We start from the raw sequence: 21,295 nt of genomic DNA, 5'->3' as shown, positions 1-21,295 counted from the left end.
GGGCATCACATTCAACATCTCTGTTGAGTGAAACACTGCCATCGCGAGCAGGCTCGCTCCTGCAGTGGTTTGGTGTGTCAGGCGTTTTCCAGCAGGTTGTGCAGCTCGACAAACTGCTGCGTCAGTTTGTGCCGCGGGTCGAGATGGATCAGCGGTGTATTGGCCTGGTGGGATTCGCGCATGCGTACCGAACTGGCCAGGTATACCGGCAGCACCGGCAGGCCTTCGGCGATCAATTCGTCGAGGATTTGCTGCGGCAGGCTGGCGCGGGCCTGGAACTGGTTGACGACGATGCCTTCGACTTCGAGGCCCTCGTTGTGGTCTTCCTTCAATTCTTCGATTTCGGCCATCAGGCCATACAGCGCCTGGCGGGAAAAACTGTCGCAATCGAAAGGAATCAGCACACGATCGGCGGCAATCAGCGCTGAAACCGCATAGAAGTTCAACGCCGGCGGGGTATCGAGGTAAATCCGGTCGTAATCTTCGCTCAGTTCTTCCAGCAACTTACGCAGCTTGTTGATCTTGTGCTTGGCCTCGAGCTTGGGCTGCAAGTCGGCCAACTCGGCGGTGGCGGTAATGACGTGGAGGTTGTCGAACGGGGTTTCGTAGATATCGACCTGATTTTTTTTGGCGAACGGCCCGGAAGACAAGGTCTGCTTGAAGAAATCGGCGATACCCATCGGGATGTCGCTACCGGTGAGCCCTGTCAGGTACTGGGTGGAGTTGGCCTGGGCATCGAGATCCACCAGCAGGGTGCGAAAGCCCTCGCTGGCACTGACCGCCGCCAGATTGCAGGCAATGCTGGACTTGCCAACGCCACCTTTCTGATTGAACACCACGCGCCGCATGTCAAAACCTCCGTGTATCAAAGAATGACCGAGTGTAGTGGTCCTCGGCACGGCTACGCTACCTCACTAGCAAAGGGACTACACAGTCAGTCGTCTTCTCGCGCCGAATAAACTGCAAACTCGTGCGTTGCCTGCCGCAAAAGCCGGCAGACGGCGCAACAACGCTCTGGATAATGGCCAAACAACGAAACCATCGGCGCGAACGGCCCTTCATCCCACTGAGCAAAATGTAACCAGTATTTGCTACCCGTCCACCGCACCGGGATAATGCGCACCACTCGGCGCCAGGCGCCACGCAAGGTGAGTCGTGGCTCTTGGTCACTCACCGCGTCAACAAGCCCGCAGGGGCGGGATGAATGCCTGTGATCAACTTCAACATCGCCCAATGGCGCGCGTGGGCCCCGGGGCTCGAAAGCGTGGAGGATTGGCAAGCCTGGAGCCGACAGCCGGTAGTGCTGGCGGACAGCGATGTCGCTCCCGATGTTTCGTTTTTGCCGGCCATGCAGCGCCGGCGGCTCAGCCGCCTGGCGCGAATGGCGTTCAGTGTCGGCTGGCCCCTGGCCGAGGGTCGAGAAGACTTGCCGCTGGTGTTTATTTCCCGTCATGGCGAAACACCGCGCACCTTCGAGATTCTCAGTGACTTGGCGACCGAACAGCCACTGTCACCGACCCAGTTCAGCCTGTCGGTGCATAACGCGATCATTGGACTGTGGTCGATCATGCGCGGCGAAACCAGCGAAATGACAGCACTCGCCGCTGCCGGCGACGGTTTAGAGCACGGCATGCTGGAGGCCGCGGCGTTGCTCAACGAAGGTGCGTCGGCGGTATTGCTGGTGATCACCGAAGAGCGACCGCCCGAGGCCTATAGCGCGTGGATCGATGACGTGCCCTTCCCTTATGCCGTCGGCCTGCTGATCACCCCCGGTACCGACTGGCGGCTGACCTTGAACAGCCCTTCGCCGGCGTTGTCCAAAGCCCGCTGGCCCCATGCCTTGAATCTGCTTGCGGCACTGCTAGGTCAGCAAACCACCTGCCAACATGCCTGGAAAAATCGTGTATGGACCTGGCAACGCAACCCATGATCGAAAAAAACCGCGACGCCTATTACTGGCGCCTGCTGGCCACCGCCGCAAGCTTCACCCTGTTCGGGCTGGGCGGTCTGTTCCTGCGCGTGGTGGTTTTCCCGCTGCTGGGCTGCGTGCCGGGCGATGCACAGACTCACCGTTTGCGCGCGCGACAAACCGTCAGCCGCTGTTTCTGGCTGTTCGTGCGGTTCATGGCCCGTACCGGTGTGTTGACCTACGACATCCAGGGGGCGGAAAAGCTGGGTCGCCCCGGGCAAATGATCATCGCCAACCACCCCTCGCTGATCGATGTGGTGTTTTTGATCGGCCTGGTGCGCCAGTCCAACTGCGTGGTCAAGCAAAGCCTGTGGGAAAACCCCTTTACCCGCGGCCCACTGCGCCGCACCGAGTACATCAGCAACGACGGCAGCATGGACATGCTCGATGCCGCCGCCGAAGCACTGAAAAGCGGCCAGACCCTGATCATTTTCCCCGAGGGCACGCGCACCCAGCCAGGCCAGGCGCCAGCCTTTCATCGGGGCGGTGCGGCAATCGCCCTGCGCGGTGCGAAAATCCTCACCCCGGTGATCATCAAGGTCAGCCCGACCACGTTGACCAAGGCCGAACCCTGGTATCGCATTCCCAAGCGGCGTGTGCACTTCAGTTTCCGGGTCGGGGCCGATATAGACCCACAGACCTTCGCCGCGCAGGGGCCGCCTCCGCAGGCCTCGCGCAAGCTCAACGATTATTTGCACTCTTACTTTATTAAGGAGCTCGCCGAAGATGAGCGATCTGCACCGTGATATCAAAATGCTTATCATCGACGCCCTCGGTCTCGAAGACATCAGTGTCGACGACATCGACGACACCCAGACGTTGTTCGGCGATGGCCTGGGCCTGGACTCGGTAGACGCCCTGGAACTGGGCCTGGCGATTCAGAAAAAGTACGGCATCAAGATCGACGCCGATGCCAAGGACACACGCAATCACTTCAGTAACGTGGCGAGCCTTGCGGCGTTCGTCACTGCAAAACAGGCAGCTTGAGACCGGACCATGCAAACTCGTGACGACATTTTCAACACCCTGCGCGATGCCTTGGTCGAGCTTTTCGAACTTGCGCCCGAGCGCGTGAGCCTAGAGTCCAACCTGTATCAGGACCTGGAAATCGACAGCATCGACGCCGTCGACCTGATCGATCACATCAAGCGCCAGACTGGCAAGAAAATCGCCGCCGAAGAATTCAAATCGGTGCGTACCGTCAGCGACGTGGTAGAGGCGGTGTACCGTCTGGTGCAACCGGCCGCATGAGTCGCGTGATCGGCCTTGGCCTGCTGCTGGCGGGCCTGCTGTACCCGTTTGCGGTGTATTTCGGCATGGAGCATTTCGCGCCCTGGCAGTTCGGCCTGCTCCTGGGCGGGCTGTGGTTGGGCAGGGCGCTGACCGGCAGACGACGGCCGGGCAGCCTGTGGATGGCCATGGTGGCCATTGTGTTTTGCCTGTTGCTGGCGTTGTTCGACAGCCCGGCACTGCTGCGCTGGTACCCGGTACTGATCAGTGGCTTCATGCTGGCACTGTTCACTTCGAGCCTGATCTTCGGCCCGCCGATCGTTGAGCGGCTGGCCAGGGTGAGCGAGCCGCACCTGCCGGCCGAGGGCATTCGTTATACCCGCCAGGTGACCATCGCCTGGAGTGTGTTTTTTCTTTGCAACGGTTCGTGCGCGGCCGCCCTGACCCTTTGGGCGCCGCTGAGCTGGTGGACGTTGTACACCGGCCTGATTTCCTACGGATTGATAGGCCTGATGTTTGCCATTGAATGGCTGATACGACAAAGGGTACGAGGCCGCCCATGAATTGGATAAAACTTGAGCACCTATTGCTCAAGGCTCAGCCGGGGCGCGCCATTACGGCCGATGCGGCGCTGGATCACGCATGCTGGAGCGAGCAGGCCTTGCGCCTGGCCGCCAGCCTGCAATCCCAGGGCGTGCGGCAGATCGCCGTGCACCTTGAGGACGCCGCCGACCTGGCGATTGCCCTGTTCGGCGCCTGGCGCGCCGGCGTCAGCGTACTGCTGCCCGCCGATCTGCAACCGCAGACTCGCCAACGCTGGTCCGCTGCAGTCGACTTGTGGTTGAGCGATCAACCCGGCGACCTGCATCCGGGCAATATCCAACAGTCGCCACTCGATGCCGCGACCCTGGATCTGGATAACTGTCACCTGAGCCTGTGCACATCGGGATCCAGCGGCGAACCCAAGCGCATCGACAAGACCCTGCGCCAACTGGCCAATGAAGTCGAAGCCCTGGAACAATTGTGGGGCGCGGACCTTGGCCCGGCGTGCATCATCGGCAGCGTTGCCACCCAGCACATCTATGGCTTGCTGTTCCGGGTGTTGTGGCCGCTGTGCGCCGGGCGTCCGTTCGTGCGCATGCAACTGGCGTTCCCCGAGGACCTGCAACGCGCCAGCCGTGAGCACCCGGCTTTTGCCTGGGTGGCCAGCCCGGCGCTGCTCAAGCGCATGGGCGACAACCTCGACTGGCCGTTCCTGAGTGCCGTGCGCCGGGTATTTTCCTCCGGCGGCGCGCTGCCGGCCGAGGCCGCGCAGAGCTTGCAGCGACGTTTGGGACAATGGCCCACGGAGATTTTTGGCAGTTCGGAAACCGGTGGTATCGCCTGGCGCCAGGGTCCTGAACGCTGGCAACCGTTCGCCGACATCGCCATCAGTCAGGACAGCGATGGCGCGCTGCTTATCGCCTCGCCGTACTTGCCGGCCGGCCATGTCGAACACACCGCCGATGCCGTGCGCATCGCCAGCGATGGCCGCTTCGAGCTGCTCGGCCGACTCGACCGCATCGTCAAGCTGGAAGAAAAACGCATCTCGCTGCCGATGCTCGAACACGCCCTGACCGCCCATGACTGGGTCGCCGAGGCGCGCTTGGGCGTCGTCCAGGAAGGCCGTGCCTCGCTCGGTGCGCTGCTGGTACTGAGCGAAACCGGCCTGCATGCCCTGCGTAATCAGGGCCGGCGCGCGGTCACCGAACAGTTGCGCCAGCATCTGAGCCAGCACTGTGAGGCACTGGCCCTGCCACGGCGCTGGCGCCTGTTGCGCCAACTGCCGTTGAACCCGCAAGGCAAATTGTCCCAAGCCGATGTCGACGCGTTGCTGCTGGCACCGCGCCCCAAGGCGCCGCAAGTCCTGGAGCAAACCGAGACTGACGGCGAGTGGAGCCTGCAACTGGCCGTGCCACCGGACCTGGCCTATTTCAGTGGTCACTTCCCCACGGCGCCGGTATTGCCTGGCGTGGTGCAAGTGGACTGGGCGTTGAGCCTGGGCCAGCAATTGATGAACCTGCCGGAAAAATTCGCCGGCATGGAAGTCCTCAAATTCCAGCAATTGGTGCGCCCCGGCGATGAAATCCAGTTGCACCTGCGCTTCGATCCGCTGCGCGGCAAATTGTATTTCGCCTATCGCAATGAAACCGCCACCTGCTCCAGCGGGCGAATTTTGCTGGAGGCGGCAAATGCGTGAGTTTGGTGAGTGCTGCGCACTCAATCGCGAGCAGGCTCGCTCCTACAGGGGGCGCGCGGCGTTCACAAATCCAGTGTGGGAGCGAGCCTGCTCGCGAAACAGTCACCTCGGTCTCAAAGAGGTGGACCAACATGCATAGCCCCTGCGCCATCGTCCCGGTGTACAACCACGAAAGCGCCATCACCACCGTGGTCGATGCGCTGATCGCCAGCCATTTGCCTTGCATCCTCGTCGACGACGCCAGCAGCCCGCGCTGCGCCCGAGTCCTGGATCGCCTGGCCCAACGGGAGATGGTTTACCTGATTCGCCTCGCCGAAAACCAGGGCAAGGGCGGCGCGGTCATGACCGGTTTGCGCGAAGCGTCGCGCCTGGGGTTCAGCCACGCCTTGCAGGTCGATGCCGATGGCCAGCACGACTTGCAGGACGTCAAGCGCTTCATCGAGCACTCGCGTCGCTACCCTCAGGCGGTGATTTGCGGCTATCCGCAATACGACGCCAGCGTGCCGAAAGGCCGTTTGTATGCGCGCTACCTGACCCACGTCATGGTCTGGGTCAACACCCTGTCCTTGCAGATTCGCGACTCCATGTGCGGCTTTCGCATGTACCCGCTGCCGCCGGTGCTGGCGTTGATCGAGTCCGTAAAAATCGGCAAGCGCATGGACTTCGACTCGGACATCCTGGTGCGCCTGGCCTGGCGCAACCTGCCGATGCAATGGTTGCAAACCAAAGTCCACTACCCACTGGACGGCGTCTCGCACTTTCGGATGTTCCACGACAACGTACTGATCTCCAGCATGCACACACGGTTGTTCTTCGGCATGTTGCTGCGGGCGCCGGTGATCCTTTGGCGACGGTGGCGGGCATGAACGCCGACAAGCAACACTGGGCCGACCGCGAGGAACGCGGCAGTTTTTGGCTGATGAAGCTCACCGCGTTCGGCGCCAAGGTGCTGGGGCGCCGGCTGCTGAGCCCCTTGCTGTACGGCATCGTCCTGTACTTTTTTCTGTTCGGCCGCAGCGCCCGGCGCAGTGCCTGGCAATACCAGCAACGCCTGGCCGACTGGAGCGGTCGCAGCGAGTTGCTTCCGAACCACTGGCGTGTGTTCGGCCAGTTCATGGCCTTCGCCGATTCCATGCTCGACAAACTCGACGTGTGGAACGGCAAGCTGCGCATCGAACAAATCGAGATCATCGACCCGGCCCTGCTGCGCAATCAATTGCACGGCAGACGTGGGCAGATGCTGGTGGGCGCACACCTGGGCAATCTGGAAGTGTGCCGCGCCCTGGCGGAAATCGGCGAGAAAGTCACGATGAACGTGCTGGTGCACACCAAGCACGCCGAGCAGTTCAACCGCTTGCTGGGCGAAGCCGGCGCGACCAATTTGCGCCTGATCCAGGTCAGCGAACTGGACCCGGCGATCATGCTGCAACTGAGCGAACGCCTGGAACGCGGCGAGTGGCTGGCGATTGCCGGCGACCGCGTGCCACTGCATGGCGGGCGCAGCGTGACCGTGGATTTCCTCGGTTATCCGGCCCGATTCCCGCAGGGGCCGTGGCTACTGGCCGGCCTGCTCAAATGCCCGATCAATTTGCTGATGTGCCTGAAGCAACCCGACGGCCACTATCGACTGACCATTGAGCCGTTCGCTGAGTCCATCACCTGGAAACGCAGCGACCGCGAGCAGGTCATTCATCAGTGGACCTCCCGCTACGCCGAGCGCCTGAGTCACTATTGCCTCGAAGCGCCCCGACAATGGTTCAACTTTTACCCTTTCTGGAAGACCGATGACGACGCCAACGCTTGAGCCGGTGACTTTCGGCGAACGCCCTTTGCGCATTGAAGACGTGCTGGCCCTGGCCAACCGCAAGGTGCCGACGCAGCTGCAAAGCGATCCTGCATTCCGCGAGCGCATCGCCAAAGGCGCGCGTTTTCTCGACTCATTGCTGGACAAGGAAGGCGTGATCTACGGCGTGACCACCGGTTATGGCGACTCGTGCGTGGTCGCCGTGCCACTGCATCACGTCGAGGCGCTGCCCCGTCACCTGTACACCTTCCACGGCTGCGGGCTGGGCAAGCTGCTCGACGCCCAGGCCACCCGTGCGGTGTTGGCGGCGCGTTTGCAGTCGTTGTGCCACGGCGTTTCCGGCGTGCGCGTGGAGTTGCTGGAGCGCCTGCAGGCGTTCCTTGAACACGACATCCTGCCGCTGATCCCGGAGGAAGGTTCGGTGGGTGCAAGCGGCGACCTGACGCCGCTGTCGTACGTGGCCGCCACGTTGTCGGGCGAGCGCGAAGTGTTGTTTCGCGGCGAACGCTGGCAAGCCGCCGACGTGCACCGCGAACTCGGCTGGCAGCCGCTGGTGTTGCGCCCCAAAGAAGCCCTGGCGCTGATGAACGGCACGGCGGTGATGACCGGTCTGGCTTGCCTGGCCTACGCCCGCGCCGATTACCTGCTGCAACTGGCCACGCGTATCACCGCGCTGAACGTGGTCGCGCTGCAAGGTAACCCGGAGCATTTCGACGAGCGCCTGTTCGCCGCCAAACCCCATCCGGGGCAGATGCAAGTCGCGGCGTGGTTGCGCAAGGACCTGGCCATCGATGCGCCAACCGCGCCGCTGCATCGCCTGCAAGATCGCTATTCCCTGCGTTGCGCGCCCCACGTTCTCGGCGTGCTGGCCGACAGCCTGAGCTGGCTGCGCTCGTTCATCGAGATCGAGCTCAACAGCGCCAACGACAACCCGATCATCGACGCCGAAGCCGAGCGCGTGCTGCACGGCGGGCACTTCTATGGCGGGCACATCGCCTTTGCCATGGACAGCCTGAAAAACCTGGTGGCCAATGTCGCCGACCTGCTGGACCGGCAACTCGCGTTGCTGGTAGACGAGCGCTACAACCATGGTTTGCCGAGCAACCTGTCCGGCGCCACGGCGGACCGCGCCATGCTCAATCACGGCTTCAAGGCCGTGCAGATCGGCACCAGCGCCTGGACCGCCGAAGCGCTGAAAAACACCCTGCCGGCCAGCGTGTTTTCGCGCTCCACCGAATGCCACAACCAGGACAAAGTCAGCATGGGCACCATTGCCGCCCGGGATGCGATCCGCGTGCTGGAACTGACCGAACAGGTGGCCGCCGCCACGCTGCTGGCCGCCAATCAGGGCGTCTGGCTACGCGGCCAGGCCCAAGACGCACGCCCCCTACCGCCCGCATTGGCGGCCATGCATGAAGACCTGGCCCGGGACTTCCCGCCGGTCATCGAGGATCGCGCGCTGGAAGCTGAACTGCGCCTGTGCCTGCAACGCATCGCCGGACAACACTGGAGGCTGCATGCGTAGCAAGGGATTTCTCCACGCCGACACGGAAATCGTCGTACCGTTCTTCGACGTCGACAGCATGCACGTGGTCTGGCACGGCCATTACGTCAAATACCTGGAAGTCGCCCGCTGCGCGCTGCTGGACAGGATCGGCCACAACTACACGGCGATGAACGAATCCGGCTACGCCTGGCCGGTGATCGACCTGCAATTGCGTTACGTGCGCGGCGCCGTGTTCGGCCAGAAGCTCAAGGTGCGCGCCAACCTGGTGGAGTGGGAGAACCGCTTGAAGATCAACTACCTGATCAGCGACCTGCAAACCGGTGAGCGCCTGACCCGGGCCATGTCGGTACAGGTCGCGGTCGACATCGCCAGCCGCGAGATGCTGCTGGCTTCGCCGAAGGTGTTCACCGATGCCGTGGCGAGGGCCCTGCCATGACGTCCTACCCCACCCGTTCAACTGCAGGAGCGAGCCTGCTCGCGATGATCGTCAACGATGACGCTGGGCACCTGACAGCCCGCGACGTCCTCAGGTTTTTCGCGAGCAAGCTCGCTCCTACAGTGGTCTGCTTGCTACTGGGCATTCCAGGGCTGGCCCATGCCTTCGATCTGCAACAGTTGAGCGATCAACTGGCTAAACCCGACGTCATCCACGGCAGCTTCATCCAGGAAAAACACCTGCGCGCCCTGCCCCAGCCGCTGACCAGCAAAGGCACCTTCGTGCTGGCCAAGAACCACGGTTTGCTGTGGCTGCTGAAAACGCCGTTGCAACAGGACTACCGCATCACCGCCCAAGGCATTGCCCGGCGTGACGGCAGTGCCTGGCAAATGCTCCCGGGCAAGGCGGCCGGTGCCGAGCAGAACCGTTTGTTCCTGGCCGTGCTGCAAGGCGACAGCAGCGGCCTGCAACGGGATTTCGAGTTATCCCTGAGCGGTGACGCACAAAACTGGAAGCTCACGCTGGTGCCACGCTCGATGCTGCTCAAGCAAGTATTCACCCAGATCAACATTACCGGCGCAGAGCTGGTGCACAGCATCGAACTGCTCGAAACCCAAGGCGACAGCACCCTGTTGCGCATGCAGGACAGCTCCAGCGCCCAACCGTTGAGCGACACGGAGCAACATGACTTTGCCGAGTGAACGGTGGCTGCCGCGGCTGTTTTTGATCCTGCTGCTGGCAGTCCTGGCGCTCGCCGGTTGGCAATGGCGTGACGGTGCGCCGCTGTCGGCCAACCTGATGGAACTGGTGCCCGGCACGGCACCCGACGCCCTGGAACTGCGCGCCGAACAGCGCATGCAGGAACCGCTGAATCGCGAACTGCTGGTGCTGGTCGGCCACACCGATCGCCAGCAGGCCGTCACCATGGCGCAAACCCTCGGTGAGCAATGGCAGGCCAGCGGCTTGTTCGAAAAGGTCCAGTGGACCCTGCAAGCCGACCTGCCGGCGCTGCGCACGCAATTGCTGCAAGGTCGCCTGGCGATGCTTTCGGCGCAGGACCGGCAATTGCTGCTCGAGCACCCAGACACGTTTATCCAGCAACGGGTGCAGGCCTTGTTCGACCCGTTCAACGGTTACAGCCTGGTGCCGAGTCAGGACGACTGGCTCGGCCTGACCGGGCGCATCCAGAACAGCCAGCCGCAACGCGGTTCGGTGCAACTGGACATCGGCAGCGGCGCCCTGGTTGCCGATGCCGATGGCAAGAGCTGGGTGCTGCTGCGCGCACGCACCACCGGCAATGCCTTCGACATGAGCCTGCCACTGCAAGTAGCCGCCCTGCTCAAGCACAGCCGCGAAAAAGCCGCCGGGCACGACGTGCAATTGCTCGCGGCCAGCGGCCTGCTGTACGCGGCCAGTGGACAACAGCAGGCCACCCGGGAAATGACCTGGGTCGGTGGCGGTGCCACCCTCGGTATTTTGCTGTTGCTGATGTTGGCCTTTCGCCGTTGGCGCGTGCTGCTGGCCTTCGTGCCGGTGCTGGTCGGGATGCTCTTCGGTGCGGTGGCCTGCGTCGCCGTGTTCGGCCATCTGCACGTGATGACGCTGGTGCTCGGATCAAGCCTGATCGGTGTCGCGGTCGATTACCCGCTGCACTACCTGTCCAAGAGCTGGAGCCTGAAACCCTGGCACAGCTGGCCGGCCCTGCGCCTGACCTTGCCGGGCCTGACCCTGAGCCTGATCACCAGCGGCATCGGCTACCTGGCCCTGGCCTGGACGCCCTTCCCGGCACTGACCCAGATCGCGGTGTTCTCCGCCGCCGGTTTGCTCGGTGCCTATTTGTCCGCCGTGTGCCTGTTGCCAGCCTTGCTCAAGGGTGTAGACCTGCGCCCGGCGCAGTGGCCCTTGCGGGTCTCAGAGTTCTTGCTGGGCTGTCGTGAAGCGCTGCTCAAACATGTCAACACGCCGATTCTGTTCGCCCTGCTAATCGCTTTTTGTGTGGGCGGGTTGATCCATCTGCAGAGCAAAAACGATCTGCGCCAGTGGATCAGCGCGCCGCAGCAACTGACCGACGAAGCGCAAACCATTGCCCGGATCACCGGCTATCAGCCCACCAGCCAGTTCTTCCTGATCCGCGCCGCCAACCAGCAGCAACTGCTCGAACGCCAGACCGCACTGAACGAACGGCTGGACCAGTTGATCGCCCTGGAAAAACTCCAGGGTTACCTGGCGCTCAATCAATTGGTCAGCCCCATCAAACAACAGCAGCAGTTGCGCGAAGTATTGAACACTCTGCCGTCGTTCTGGCAGCCGTTGCTCGATATCGGCGTGCCGGTCGAGGCACTGCGCGCCGAGCTGACGAAGTTGCAAGGGTTGCCGGCCGTGGACATCGACGCGGCGCTGATCGGCCCGTTGGCAGAACCTTATCGACCCTTGTGGCTGGGGCCGACCGACGACGGCGTGGCGGCGATGGTCAGCCTGCAAGGCATCAATAACCCGGCCCTGCTGCGGCTCCAGGGCGAGGACCTGCCTGGCGTGACCCTGGTGGATCGGCTCGGTGAGCTGAACAACGTCTTTGCGGCCACCCAGGTCAGTGCCGCCGAACTGAAACTCGCCTCCTGCGTGCTGATCGTGCTGGTGCTGATCCTGCCATTCGGCCTTGGCGGTGCGTTGCGCATCGTCTCCCTGCCGTTGCTGGCGGCGTTGTGCAGCTTGGCCAGCCTGGGTTGGCTGGGGCAGCCGCTGACCCTGTTCAGCCTGTTCGGCCTGTTGCTGGTGACGGCGATCAGCGTCGATTACGCGATCCTGATGCGCGAACAGGTCGGCGGCGCGGCCGTAAGCCTGCTGGGCACCCTGCTGGCGGCGCTGACCACCTGGCTGTCGTTCGGCCTGCTGGCGGTGTCGAGCACGCCAGCGGTGAGCAACTTTGGATTGTCGGTGAGCCTGGGCCTGATCTTCAGCTTCCTGCTGGCACCGTGGGCCGGTCGGCAGGTGCATGCGTCCACGGCCGTGGAGCGTGCAGCGTGATGGTCGTTCTGTTCTGGGCGATGGCCCTGGCCTTGTTCGCGGTGGCGACCCGGGTTGGCCGGCATTTCGGCTTGATTCCCATCGTCAGCCAGTTGCTGCTGGCGACCCTCGGCTTACCGCTGTTGATGTATGTCTGGATCGAACCGCAATGGCAATTGAGCGGTGCGTTGCTGGTGGCACCGGACTGGCTGAAGCACCTCTACAGCCTGAGCTTTGCGCTGCTGCTGGGCTACATCCTCAGCGATGTGATCGACCTGCAACTGGATCGCCAAAGCCTGAAAATCGCCCTGCCGAGCTTTTGCATTCCATTTGCCTGTGGCCTGGCCACGGCCGTCTGGCTGCTGCCGGCGCAACCGTGGATCAGTTCGCTGGCCGTCGGCCTGTTGTTCGCCATCACTGCGATCCCGGTGTTGTACCTGTACTTGCGGCACATCGATTACCCGCCCGCCGCCACCCGACGCCTGGTGCAGACCGCGATTGTCATCGATCTCGCCTGCTGGACGCTGTTCGGCCTGGCCCAGGGCAGCCTGCACCTGAACAGCCTGTTGCTGCCTTTGGCCGGCGCTTGCCTGCCGTTATTGCTACGCCTGCTTGGCCTGCGCCAGACGTGGCTGTACAGCCTGGTTTTTTTCGCCCTGCTGGTCGTTGCCGAACACTACAAGCTCAATGCGCTGATTTTCGGCATCGGTTACGTGCTGATCATGGCCGTGCTGAAAGCGCCGCTGGTGCTGCCATTGCCGGCGATCTGGATGAGCCGCTTGCAGACGTACATCGCCATCCCGCTGATCCTCACGTTCGGCATCGTGCAGATCGACGTGCACAGCGCGGCGGGCAGCCTCGGCTGGACGCAATGGGCGGCACTGCTGCTGTTGCCGATGCTGAGCAAACTGCTGGGCAACTGGCTCGGCCTCGGCTGGGCCGGTGCGTCGTTCAAGGGCGCCAGCCGCTGGCGCGAAAGCGTGCTGCTGAACATTCGCGGCTTGAGCGAGATCGTGTTCCTCAACCTGCTGCTGCAACAACAACTCATCGGCCAGCCGCTGTACTTTGCGCTGATGCTGATGGGCCTGATCGCTACACTGCTGCCAGCCCTGACCGGCCTGCACCGAATCCCCCTGAAAACCGCTGTCCCGCCAAGGAGCCCCCATGCCAACCGTTGAAATGGAACGTCGCCAGGTCGTGGTCATCGGCGCCGGCCCCTCGGGCGCCATCGCCGCCGCATTGCTCAAACGCAAGGGGCACGATGTGCTGGTGATCGAGCGCCAGCATTTCCCAAGGTTTTCCATCGGCGAAAGCCTGTTGTCCCATTGCCTGGACTTCGTCGAGGAAGCCGGCATGCTTGACGCCGTCAATGACGCCGGCTTCCAGCTGAAAACCGGTGCCGCGTTTGCCTGGGGCGAGCGATACAGCGCCTTCGATTTCGGTGAGACGTTCAGCCACGGCAAGCCAACGACGTTTCAGGTGCAGCGCGCCGACTTCGACAAGCTGCTGGCCGATCAGGCCGCGCTGCAAGGCGTGGAGATTCGCTATGGCGAGACCCTCTCCAGTGTCGACATCACCACGCAAAAGCCGCAGCTTGGCGTGCGCCGTGAAGACGGCAGCGAGTACCGCATCGAAGCGGATTTCATGCTCGATGCCAGTGGCTACGGCCGCGTACTGCCGCGCTTGCTGGACCTCGAAGCGCCGTCAAACTTCCCGGTGCGCCAGGCCGTGTTCACCCATATTGAAGACCGCATCGACCACCCGGCCTTCGACCGCAGCAAGATCCTCGTGACCACTCATCCGACCCAGCGCGACGTGTGGTTCTGGACCATCCCGTTCAGCAATGGACGTTGCTCGATCGGCGTGGTCGCCGCAGAAGAACGTTTCGCCGGTCGCAGCGAGAACCTCGACGAGTGCCTGCGCGGTTTTATCGCCGAGACGCCGAGCCTGGCCCGCGTGCTGGACAATGCACGCTGGGACACCGCAGCCCGCACCATTGGCGGTTACTCCGCCAACGTGAAAACCCTGCATGGCCCGGGTTTCGCGCTGCTGGGTAACGCTGCAGAATTCCTCGACCCGGTGTTTTCCTCCGGCGTGACCATCGCCATGCGCTCGGCGAGCATGGCCGCCGGCGTGTTGCACCGCCAGTTGCAGGGCGAAGCCGTCGACTGGCAAACCGAATTCGCCGAGCCGCTCAAGCGCGGCGTCGACACCTTCCGTTGCTACGTCGAAGGCTGGTACGCCGGGACGTTCCAGGACGTGATTTTCCATGAAGGCAGCTCGCCGGAAATCCGCGGCATGATCAGCGCCATCCTTGCCGGTTACGCCTGGGACCAACGCAACCCGTTCGTCAGCGAAGCCCGGCGCCGGTTGAAGGTGATTTCGCAATTCTGCGCCAGGGATGCGTCATGAGTTACCTGAGCGACCACTACGTCGAGGAGACCCGTTTTGGCTTGTGGTTCCTGCGCAGCCAGGTGTGGCAACGCTATGTGCTGCGCGCAGCGATCAACGATTTGCGCGGTCTGTTCAGTGAGGCATTGCCGGTTGCCCCGGTGCTGCTGGACGCCGGTTGCGGACAGGGAAAATCCTTCCCGCTGCACATGATTCGCCAGCAGGGCTTCGAATTTACCGCGCACAAACTGTCTTATCCGTATCTGTGGTGGAGTCGCGCCAAGGATTTCGGCCTGCTCGAACGCCTGGGTCTGTGCAAGCCAAAGCCCTTTGGTCAACGGCAAGAAACCCTGGTCAACGTGGCGCGCAAGCCTTTTGAAGGAACGCTGTGATGTTCATCGCCAGTCAACCGGGCCGCAAAAACTGTGAGAGCGGGCTTGCCCGCGAAGGCGGTCGATCAGCCACCCTCAATGTGGGAGGTGCTGACGCTTTCGCGGGCAAGCCCGCTCCTACAGGGATCGCGAGCATCCTGCTACTTGTTGCAACGCTGCTGCTCAGCGCCTGCGCCGGTCGGGCGCCGCTGCCCGAACAACGCCCAGACCTGCCGTTGCCACTGCAACTGCACATCCAGCGCCTGCAAGACGATCAACGCCTGGACTGGGTGCTGGTGATCCAGCGCGAAGACACGGGCATCCGCTGGTCGATGATGGACTTGCTGGGTATTCCCCAGGCACGTCAGAAACTGATCGGTAAAAACTGGGAGTCCGATGGTTTCCTGCCGCCCAATCCACAGGCCCGGGAGCTGTTCGCGGCGCTGCTGTTTGCGTTGACCCCCAAGGATCAACTGGCCGCCAACTACCCCGACGCCTGGCAGCACGGCAGCCTGCGCTCCCTGCCCGAGCGCTGGGACATCCACTATGCACAACCGCAGAGCTTTGAAGTGAAGCTTCCCAAAGGTCCGACCTATCAAGTCACGCCCCTGAGCGGTGAATCGCCATGACCGCCTACCTCAATGCCCTCGGCGTGGTCTGCGCGTTGGGCCGCGGTAAACAGGCCGTCGCGCACAACCTGTTTGCCGGCGATTGCTCCGGTATGCGCGACACCGCTGGCTGGGTGCCGGAGTGCTCGTTGCCGGTCGGTGCCGTCCAGGGCGACCTGGCAGCGATCCCGGCCGCGCTGGCCGATCAACACAGTCGCAACAATCAATTGCTGCTGGAAGCCGCGCTGCAGATCCAGCCGCAAATCGAAGCAGCGATCCAGGCCTATGGCCGCGACCGCATCGGCATCGTGCTTGGCACCAGCACCTCGGGGATCGACGAAGCCAGCCAGGGCCTGGTCCATTACATCCGTGAGCAACAGTTCCCGGCGCAATACGACTACCAGCAACAGGAACTGGGCGCGCCTGCGAACTTTCTCGCCCAGTGGCTGCAAACGAGCGGGCCGGCCTACGTGATTTCCACGGCCTGCACCTCCAGCGCCCGGGCCTTGATGAGCGCCCAGCGCCTGCTGGACCTGGGCGTTTGCGATGCGGTGCTGTGCGGCGGCGTCGACACGCTGTGCAAGCTGACCCTCAATGGTTTCCATGCCCTGGAAGCGGTGTCCGGGCAGCGCTGCAACCCGTTCTCGGTCAATCGCAACGGCATCAACATCGGCGAAGCGGCGGTGCTGTTCCTGATGACCAAGACCCCAGGCAGCGGCCAGACGATTGCCCTGCTCGGCAGTGGCGCCAGCTCCGATGCCCACCATATTTCCGCGCCGGAGCCCAGTGGCCGCGGCGCCCTGCAAGCCATGCGCAAGGCCTTGGGCCGTGCGCAACTGCAACCGCAACAGATCGCTTATCTGAACCTGCACGGCACCGCCACCCAGCACAACGACGCGATGGAAAGCCACGCCGTGGCCACGTTGTTCCCGGCCGGCGTGCCTTGCTCGTCGACCAAACCGATGACCGGCCACACCCTTGGCGCCGCCGGCGCCCTGGAAGCGGCGTTCTGCTGGCTGAGCCTCAGCGCGGACAACACCGGTCACGCCCTGCCCCCACACATTTGGGACGGCCAGCCCGATCCGCAACTGCCGGCGCTGAATTGGGTGACCCCGACCACCCGCCTGGCGTCCATTGCACCGCGCTACCTGATGAGCAATTCCTTCGCCTTCGGGGGCAACAACGTCAGCCTGATTATCGGAGATGCCCCATGATTGACTGGCCGCTTGCCCAATTGCTGCCCCACGCCGGCGACATGATCCTGATCGATCAGGTCCTGGCGTTCGATGAAGAGCAGATCCACACCCGCCTGACCGTCAAGCCCGATGGCCTGTTCAATCAAGCCGACGGCAGCCTCCCGGCCTGGGTCGGGATCGAACTGATGGCCCAGAGCGTGGCGGCCTTCGCCGGCTGCCAGGCACGACAACGCGGTGATGCGGTGGAACTGGGCTTCCTGCTCGGCAGCCGCAAATTCGAATGCAACGTCGACCGCTTTCCCGCTGGCACCGAATTGACCATCCACGGCCTTCGCTCCCTGGAAGACGACAACGGCATGGGCGTGTTCGAATGCCACATCAATGCACCCGGCATCCACGCCACCGCTCGCCTGAACGTGTTCCGTCCACCGCAAGCCGCGCAATATCTGCATGAACCCGAAGGAGTCCAGGCATGACTGAATCCGTACTGGTCACCGGCTCCAGCCGTGGCATCGGCCGCGCCATCGCCCTGCGCCTGGCCCAGGCCGGCCATGACATCGTGCTGCATTGCCGCAGCGGCCTGGCCGAGACCGAGGCTGTCAAAGCTGAAGTCGAGGCCTTGGGCCGGGCTGCGCGCATCCTGCAGTTCGACGTGTCCGACCGCGCCCATTGCAAGGCGACCCTCGAAGCCGACGTGGAGAGCCATGGCGCTTACTACGGCGTAGTGCTCAATGCCGGCCTGACCCGCGATGGGGCTTTCCCGGCGCTGAGCGAGGACGATTGGGACGTGGTGATGCGCACCAACCTCGACGGTTTCTACAACGTGCTGCACCCGGTGATGATGCCGATGATCCGCCGTCGCGCCGCCGGGCGGATTGTCTGCATCACGTCGGTGTCGGGTTTGATCGGCAATCGTGGCCAGGTCAACTACAGCGCCTCCAAGGCCGGGTTGATCGGCGCGGCCAAGGCATTGGCGATTGAACTGGGCAAGCGCAAAATCACGGTCAACTGTGTCGCACCCGGCCTGATCGACACGGCCATGCTCGACGACAACGTGCCGGTGGAAGAGCTGATGAAAATGATTCCCGCACAGCGCATGGGCACCCCTGAAGAGGTGGCCGGCGCGGTGAATTTCCTGATGTCGGCGGAAGCTTCGTACATCACCCGGCAGGTTCTGGCCGTCAACGGAGGCCTGTGCTGATGAAGCGCGTCGTCGTCACCGGCATGGCCGGCATCACCTCCCTGGGCAGCGACTGGGAGACCATCGCCGGCAACTTCGCGGCCAACCGCAGCGGCATCCGCCGCATGGACGAGTGGGATCGCTTTACCGAACTCAATACCCGCCTGGCCGGCCCCATCGATGACTTCAAGGTGCCGAGCCACTGGACCCGCAAACAACTGCGCAGCATGGGCCGGGTCTCGAGGCTGGCCGTAGGTGCTGCCGAGCAAGCCTTGACCGACGCCGGCCTGCTAGGCGACGAGTCGATCAAGGACGGGCGCATGGGCGTCGCCTGCGGCTCCTCCACCGGCAGTACCGACGAGATCAAGGCGTTCGGCAACATGCTCCTCAACTCCGTGGCCGAGGGCCTGAACGCCAACTCCTACGTGCGCATGATGCCGCACACCACGGCGGCGAACATCAGCATCTTCTTCGGCCTCACCGGTCGATTGATCCCGACCTCCAGCGCGTGCACCAGCGGCAGCCAGGGCATCGGCTATGCCTATGAGGCGATCAAGTTCGGCCGCCTGCCGCTGATGCTTGCCGGCGGTGCCGAAGAGCTGTGCCCGACCGAAGCCATGGTCTTCGACGCGCTCTACGCCACCAGCCTGAAAAACGACACCCCGCAACGCAGCCCGCGCCCTTACGACACCGCACGCGATGGCCTGGTGATCGGTGAAGGCGGCGGCATGCTGGTGCTTGAAGAACTGGAACACGCCCTGGCCCGTGGCGCGCATATCCATGCCGAGATCGTCGGTTTCGGCAGCAACGCCGACGGCCAGCACACCACTCGACCCGAACAAGTCACCATGCGCCGGGCCATGGAACTGGCCCTGGAAGACGCCGGGCTCAAACCGTCGGACATCGGCTACGTCAACGGCCACGGCACCGCCACCGAACAGGGCGACATCGCCGAAACCCTGGCCACCAGCAGCCTGTTTGGCGAACACATGCCGATCAGCTCGCAGAAGAGTTTCCTCGGCCACACCCTCGGCGCCTGCGGTGCGCTGGAGTCCTGGTTCAGCATCGAAATGATGAACCGCGACCTCTACGCCCACACCTTCAACCTCGACGAAGTCGACCCGCACTGCGGCAAACTCGACTACCTGCGCGGCGAGTTTCGGCAGATGAGCAACCGGTACGTGATGAACAACAACTTTGCGTTTGGCGGGGTGAATACGTCGCTGATCTTCAAGCGCTGGTCTTGATACGACACTCGCCACAGGATACTTGTCGCTTGGTCTATCGCTTGACTGAACAGTGACGTGATCAGAAACGTGGTTTAAAGCCAGGTAGGCCGTTGGCTTCGCGCCACTCTTTGACTGTCTTAGTGATGCCCTCAGCAGAGGTGTCCGCCCCCAGCTCAGGGTGATAGATCAAGTCCGCACCGCTAGGGTGCTCTGTGACTTTCCTAAAATGAAATAAAAGGATGTCTGCACGGACACCTGTCGGTGCAACATCCTCCCTAAAAAGCTCCTCCAAGAATTTAATGAACTCATATTCGGTGTAGTCAGAGAGGCTGTTTTTAATAAAAGGATCGCTCATATTTGCACCTTAGTCCTGATGTACTTCAATGTGATTTCTTGGGGTGTTGACCCTCAGATTATCAACGTCGTAGACCTCTCCGCCTTCAGAAATCAACTCAACGTGATGTATCTCATGGGACTGTCTCATGCCTGCCATATCCACCTCGCTGGCACGTGGAGCATTTCCTGCACACATACGATCAAGGTCTCTCGGTGAAAACTGCGAGCTAAGTTTTGGCTCTCTCGAAACAGACACCCAGAACGCTCGTCTGAATGCGTTAAAACTCGAAAACTCCCGCCCCCTAAGCTGATCCGCAATGCTTGTCGGGATCGGTGCCCCAAGTTCTGAGCGCGCATGATCGAGCCATATTCCAGACACATCCTGACCAACCCCTGTAACCACTCCCGGCGCACCACGCACGTTGAGCGAGATATAGACCGGCAAAATTTGCGGCTGACCCGGGAACCAGATAATGGCGTCCCGGAAGTCCGCGGGGTTTGCCGGATGCTCATAACGTTGCTCGGCCTGTTCGGCTACGGGAAAGACAAACGCGGCAGGTAATGGCGGAGCGCCTTCCAGCGCAGGAATGCCCAGCACCCTGTTGGCATCGACGGCAGGTGTCCAGATCAACTCTACGCCGTCGCCCAGATCGGCGACAACTTGATCACCGCGCGCAGTGGCGGCAATCACCGGGACACTTCGCCACGCGAAATTGTGACCGGTGTATACCCCGAACGCGCTGACCGACTCTTCAGGCAAGTGCTTGACGTTGACCCGTACACCAATGTTGGCCATGGTCAGATTGGCGAATTCTTCGGAGCTGTAAAACGCCGTGTCAGACGCAAAGTGATTGGGCCAGAGCATGGCGACGGTGGCCACAATACCGCCGGCGACAACGCCTGCGCTGAGGGCCGCACCGGTCAGCCCCAACGACACCGAACCACCCACTCGCGCAGCCAGGGTCAGTGCGGTAGCTGAGCCGCCAATCAGCTGGAGCGGTGTGCCCGCCGGAGCTATGGCCTCACGGGTGCTGAGCACGGCGTAGGTGCCGTATTTGTCCAATCCCTCAAATGGGGCAGCGCCGTTCGGATGACAGGCCTGTCCCTTAGCCACGCTGGTGGATTTGGCGAATGTGAATGCCTGCATGGGAGGGGGTTTTAGTTGCTCGGCTTTTTCACGTTCATCACACAGGCGAAGGCGTTCATCTTGTCGAGCACGTTCGGCTTTTTGAAGCGCTTCGTATCGACGTATCTCTGCCTTTTGTTCCCGCTCAAGCGCTGAGACAGCTTTGATTTTAATGGGCCTGGAGGGCTCCATTACGCTTGGTAAAGGCTGTATGACATAAGGCCACGTTTTAGACCGTATCAACCCTTGGCGCTTGAGTTATTGGTCAACCGAGCGCTGGACAATCTGGATCCGCCTTAGGGATGAACGCTGATGGCCACAGGAAACTCGCGCACTTTTCGCAAAAGGAGGTTTTTTGTCATGGATCGATACATGCCTATTACTGGAATCGACTGCACCATCGCATCGTTGGTGATCGACACCGAAGCGCCACTGGACGTGCTGCATGAAACCGCGGCCTATCGCATACGCACAGCGACTCAACTGCTGGAAAATTTCGCTTTTAGCGAAGGTGTTCACAGTGAACTGGCGCGAGTGCTGGTGACGTCACTACGTGATGGTTGCGACTTGATGGATGTCGTTGGACGGCGCTTGCAGAAGCAGGTGCCGGCTTAAGTAAAAAACGGGCGGCCTCAATGAGGTCGCCCACATCACTTCAACTCGACTCCCT

The 21,295-nt window shown here is 62.4% G+C and carries 24 protein-coding genes; 21 read left to right on the top strand and 3 right to left on the bottom strand.

Going from position 1 to position 21,295, the window contains the following annotated elements; translation table 11 throughout:
- Window positions 1-77: 77 nt before the first annotated feature.
- Entirely contained in the window at window positions 78-848 is a 771-nt protein-coding gene (locus J1D76_RS23905) for a ParA family protein (protein ID WP_421140796.1), read from the bottom strand.
- 356 nt (window positions 849-1,204) lie between these two features.
- Between J1D76_RS23905 and J1D76_RS23900 the strand changes: the two genes are divergently transcribed.
- The 20 genes from J1D76_RS23900 to J1D76_RS23805 all read left to right on the top strand — a co-directional run bounded on the left by J1D76_RS23900 (window position 1,205) and on the right by J1D76_RS23805 (window position 19,181).
- Window positions 1,205-1,930, top strand: coding sequence for a beta-ketoacyl synthase chain length factor (locus J1D76_RS23900; protein ID WP_421140795.1), 726 nt, complete (start codon window positions 1,205-1,207; stop codon window positions 1,928-1,930).
- Window positions 1,906-2,715: a lysophospholipid acyltransferase family protein gene (locus J1D76_RS23895; RefSeq protein WP_421140794.1), complete on the top strand. Its 810-nt coding sequence runs from the start codon at window positions 1,906-1,908 to the stop codon at window positions 2,713-2,715. Before J1D76_RS23900 ends, J1D76_RS23895 begins: the two co-directional genes overlap by 25 nt.
- Window positions 2,696-2,956: a phosphopantetheine-binding protein gene (locus J1D76_RS23890; RefSeq protein WP_421140793.1), complete on the top strand. Its 261-nt coding sequence runs from the start codon at window positions 2,696-2,698 to the stop codon at window positions 2,954-2,956. Before J1D76_RS23895 ends, J1D76_RS23890 begins: the two co-directional genes overlap by 20 nt.
- A gap of 9 nt (window positions 2,957-2,965) precedes the next feature.
- Window positions 2,966-3,220, top strand: a complete 255-nt coding sequence (locus tag J1D76_RS23885) for an acyl carrier protein (protein ID WP_403103174.1) — start codon at window positions 2,966-2,968, stop codon at window positions 3,218-3,220.
- Window positions 3,217-3,762, top strand: coding sequence for a hypothetical protein (locus tag J1D76_RS23880; RefSeq protein ID WP_421140792.1), 546 nt, complete (start codon window positions 3,217-3,219; stop codon window positions 3,760-3,762). The genes J1D76_RS23885 and J1D76_RS23880 overlap by 4 nt, the downstream gene beginning before the upstream one ends.
- Entirely contained in the window at window positions 3,759-5,438 is a 1,680-nt protein-coding gene (locus tag J1D76_RS23875; RefSeq protein ID WP_421140791.1) for an AMP-binding protein, read from the top strand. Before J1D76_RS23880 ends, J1D76_RS23875 begins: the two co-directional genes overlap by 4 nt.
- Before the next feature lie 131 nt (window positions 5,439-5,569).
- Window positions 5,570-6,304: a glycosyltransferase family 2 protein gene (locus J1D76_RS23870; RefSeq protein ID WP_421140790.1), complete on the top strand. Its 735-nt coding sequence runs from the start codon at window positions 5,570-5,572 to the stop codon at window positions 6,302-6,304.
- The gene (locus J1D76_RS23865) at window positions 6,301-7,242 is read left to right on the top strand and encodes a glycosyl transferase (protein WP_421140789.1); all 942 of its coding nucleotides are present in this window, start codon (window positions 6,301-6,303) and stop codon (window positions 7,240-7,242) included. Before J1D76_RS23870 ends, J1D76_RS23865 begins: the two co-directional genes overlap by 4 nt.
- Entirely contained in the window at window positions 7,223-8,767 is a 1,545-nt protein-coding gene (locus J1D76_RS23860) for an HAL/PAL/TAL family ammonia-lyase (protein ID WP_421140788.1), read from the top strand. Before J1D76_RS23865 ends, J1D76_RS23860 begins: the two co-directional genes overlap by 20 nt.
- Window positions 8,760-9,185: an acyl-CoA thioesterase gene (locus tag J1D76_RS23855; protein WP_421140787.1), complete on the top strand. Its 426-nt coding sequence runs from the start codon at window positions 8,760-8,762 to the stop codon at window positions 9,183-9,185. The genes J1D76_RS23860 and J1D76_RS23855 overlap by 8 nt, the downstream gene beginning before the upstream one ends.
- On the top strand, window positions 9,182-9,886 hold the full coding sequence (locus tag J1D76_RS23850) for an outer membrane lipoprotein carrier protein LolA (RefSeq protein ID WP_421140786.1): 705 nt from the start codon (window positions 9,182-9,184) through the stop codon (window positions 9,884-9,886). Before J1D76_RS23855 ends, J1D76_RS23850 begins: the two co-directional genes overlap by 4 nt.
- Complete coding sequence (locus J1D76_RS23845) at window positions 9,870-12,209, top strand: MMPL family transporter (RefSeq protein WP_421140785.1); 2,340 nt, start codon at window positions 9,870-9,872, stop codon at window positions 12,207-12,209. Before J1D76_RS23850 ends, J1D76_RS23845 begins: the two co-directional genes overlap by 17 nt.
- Entirely contained in the window at window positions 12,209-13,366 is a 1,158-nt protein-coding gene (locus J1D76_RS23840) for a sodium:proton antiporter (RefSeq protein WP_421140808.1), read from the top strand. Before J1D76_RS23845 ends, J1D76_RS23840 begins: the two co-directional genes overlap by 1 nt.
- Entirely contained in the window at window positions 13,353-14,600 is a 1,248-nt protein-coding gene (locus J1D76_RS23835; protein WP_421140784.1) for an NAD(P)/FAD-dependent oxidoreductase, read from the top strand. Before J1D76_RS23840 ends, J1D76_RS23835 begins: the two co-directional genes overlap by 14 nt.
- Complete coding sequence (locus J1D76_RS23830) at window positions 14,597-14,971, top strand: hypothetical protein (RefSeq protein WP_421140783.1); 375 nt, start codon at window positions 14,597-14,599, stop codon at window positions 14,969-14,971. The genes J1D76_RS23835 and J1D76_RS23830 overlap by 4 nt, the downstream gene beginning before the upstream one ends.
- Window positions 14,971-15,579, top strand: a complete 609-nt coding sequence (locus J1D76_RS23825; protein ID WP_421140782.1) for a hypothetical protein — start codon at window positions 14,971-14,973, stop codon at window positions 15,577-15,579. Before J1D76_RS23830 ends, J1D76_RS23825 begins: the two co-directional genes overlap by 1 nt.
- Entirely contained in the window at window positions 15,576-16,772 is a 1,197-nt protein-coding gene (locus tag J1D76_RS23820; protein WP_421140781.1) for a beta-ketoacyl-[acyl-carrier-protein] synthase family protein, read from the top strand. Before J1D76_RS23825 ends, J1D76_RS23820 begins: the two co-directional genes overlap by 4 nt.
- A complete protein-coding gene (locus tag J1D76_RS23815) occupies window positions 16,769-17,230 on the top strand; it encodes a hotdog family protein (protein ID WP_421140780.1) in 462 nt (153 codons plus the stop codon). The genes J1D76_RS23820 and J1D76_RS23815 overlap by 4 nt, the downstream gene beginning before the upstream one ends.
- The gene (fabG, locus tag J1D76_RS23810; RefSeq protein WP_421140779.1) at window positions 17,227-17,955 is read left to right on the top strand and encodes a 3-oxoacyl-ACP reductase FabG; all 729 of its coding nucleotides are present in this window, start codon (window positions 17,227-17,229) and stop codon (window positions 17,953-17,955) included. Before J1D76_RS23815 ends, fabG begins: the two co-directional genes overlap by 4 nt.
- A complete protein-coding gene (locus J1D76_RS23805; RefSeq protein WP_421140778.1) occupies window positions 17,955-19,181 on the top strand; it encodes a beta-ketoacyl-ACP synthase in 1,227 nt (408 codons plus the stop codon). Before fabG ends, J1D76_RS23805 begins: the two co-directional genes overlap by 1 nt.
- 61 nt (window positions 19,182-19,242) lie before the next feature.
- Here the strand turns inward: J1D76_RS23805 and J1D76_RS23800 are convergent, their stop codons facing one another.
- Entirely contained in the window at window positions 19,243-19,518 is a 276-nt protein-coding gene (locus J1D76_RS23800; RefSeq protein ID WP_421140777.1) for a bacteriocin immunity protein, read from the bottom strand.
- 9 nt (window positions 19,519-19,527) lie between these two features.
- A complete protein-coding gene (locus J1D76_RS23795) occupies window positions 19,528-20,817 on the bottom strand; it encodes an S-type pyocin domain-containing protein (RefSeq protein WP_421140776.1) in 1,290 nt (429 codons plus the stop codon).
- A gap of 168 nt (window positions 20,818-20,985) precedes the next feature.
- Between J1D76_RS23795 and J1D76_RS23790 the strand changes: the two genes are divergently transcribed.
- Entirely contained in the window at window positions 20,986-21,240 is a 255-nt protein-coding gene (locus tag J1D76_RS23790) for a hypothetical protein (RefSeq protein ID WP_421140775.1), read from the top strand.
- Window positions 21,241-21,295 lie beyond the last annotated feature (55 nt).

Origin of the sequence: Pseudomonas sp. NFX15 (genome assembly GCF_049132105.1) — a bacterium.
In the GTDB taxonomy this organism is placed as follows: Bacteria; Pseudomonadota; Gammaproteobacteria; order Pseudomonadales; family Pseudomonadaceae; genus Aquipseudomonas.
This window is presented reverse-complemented; position numbering and strand designations above follow the sequence as displayed.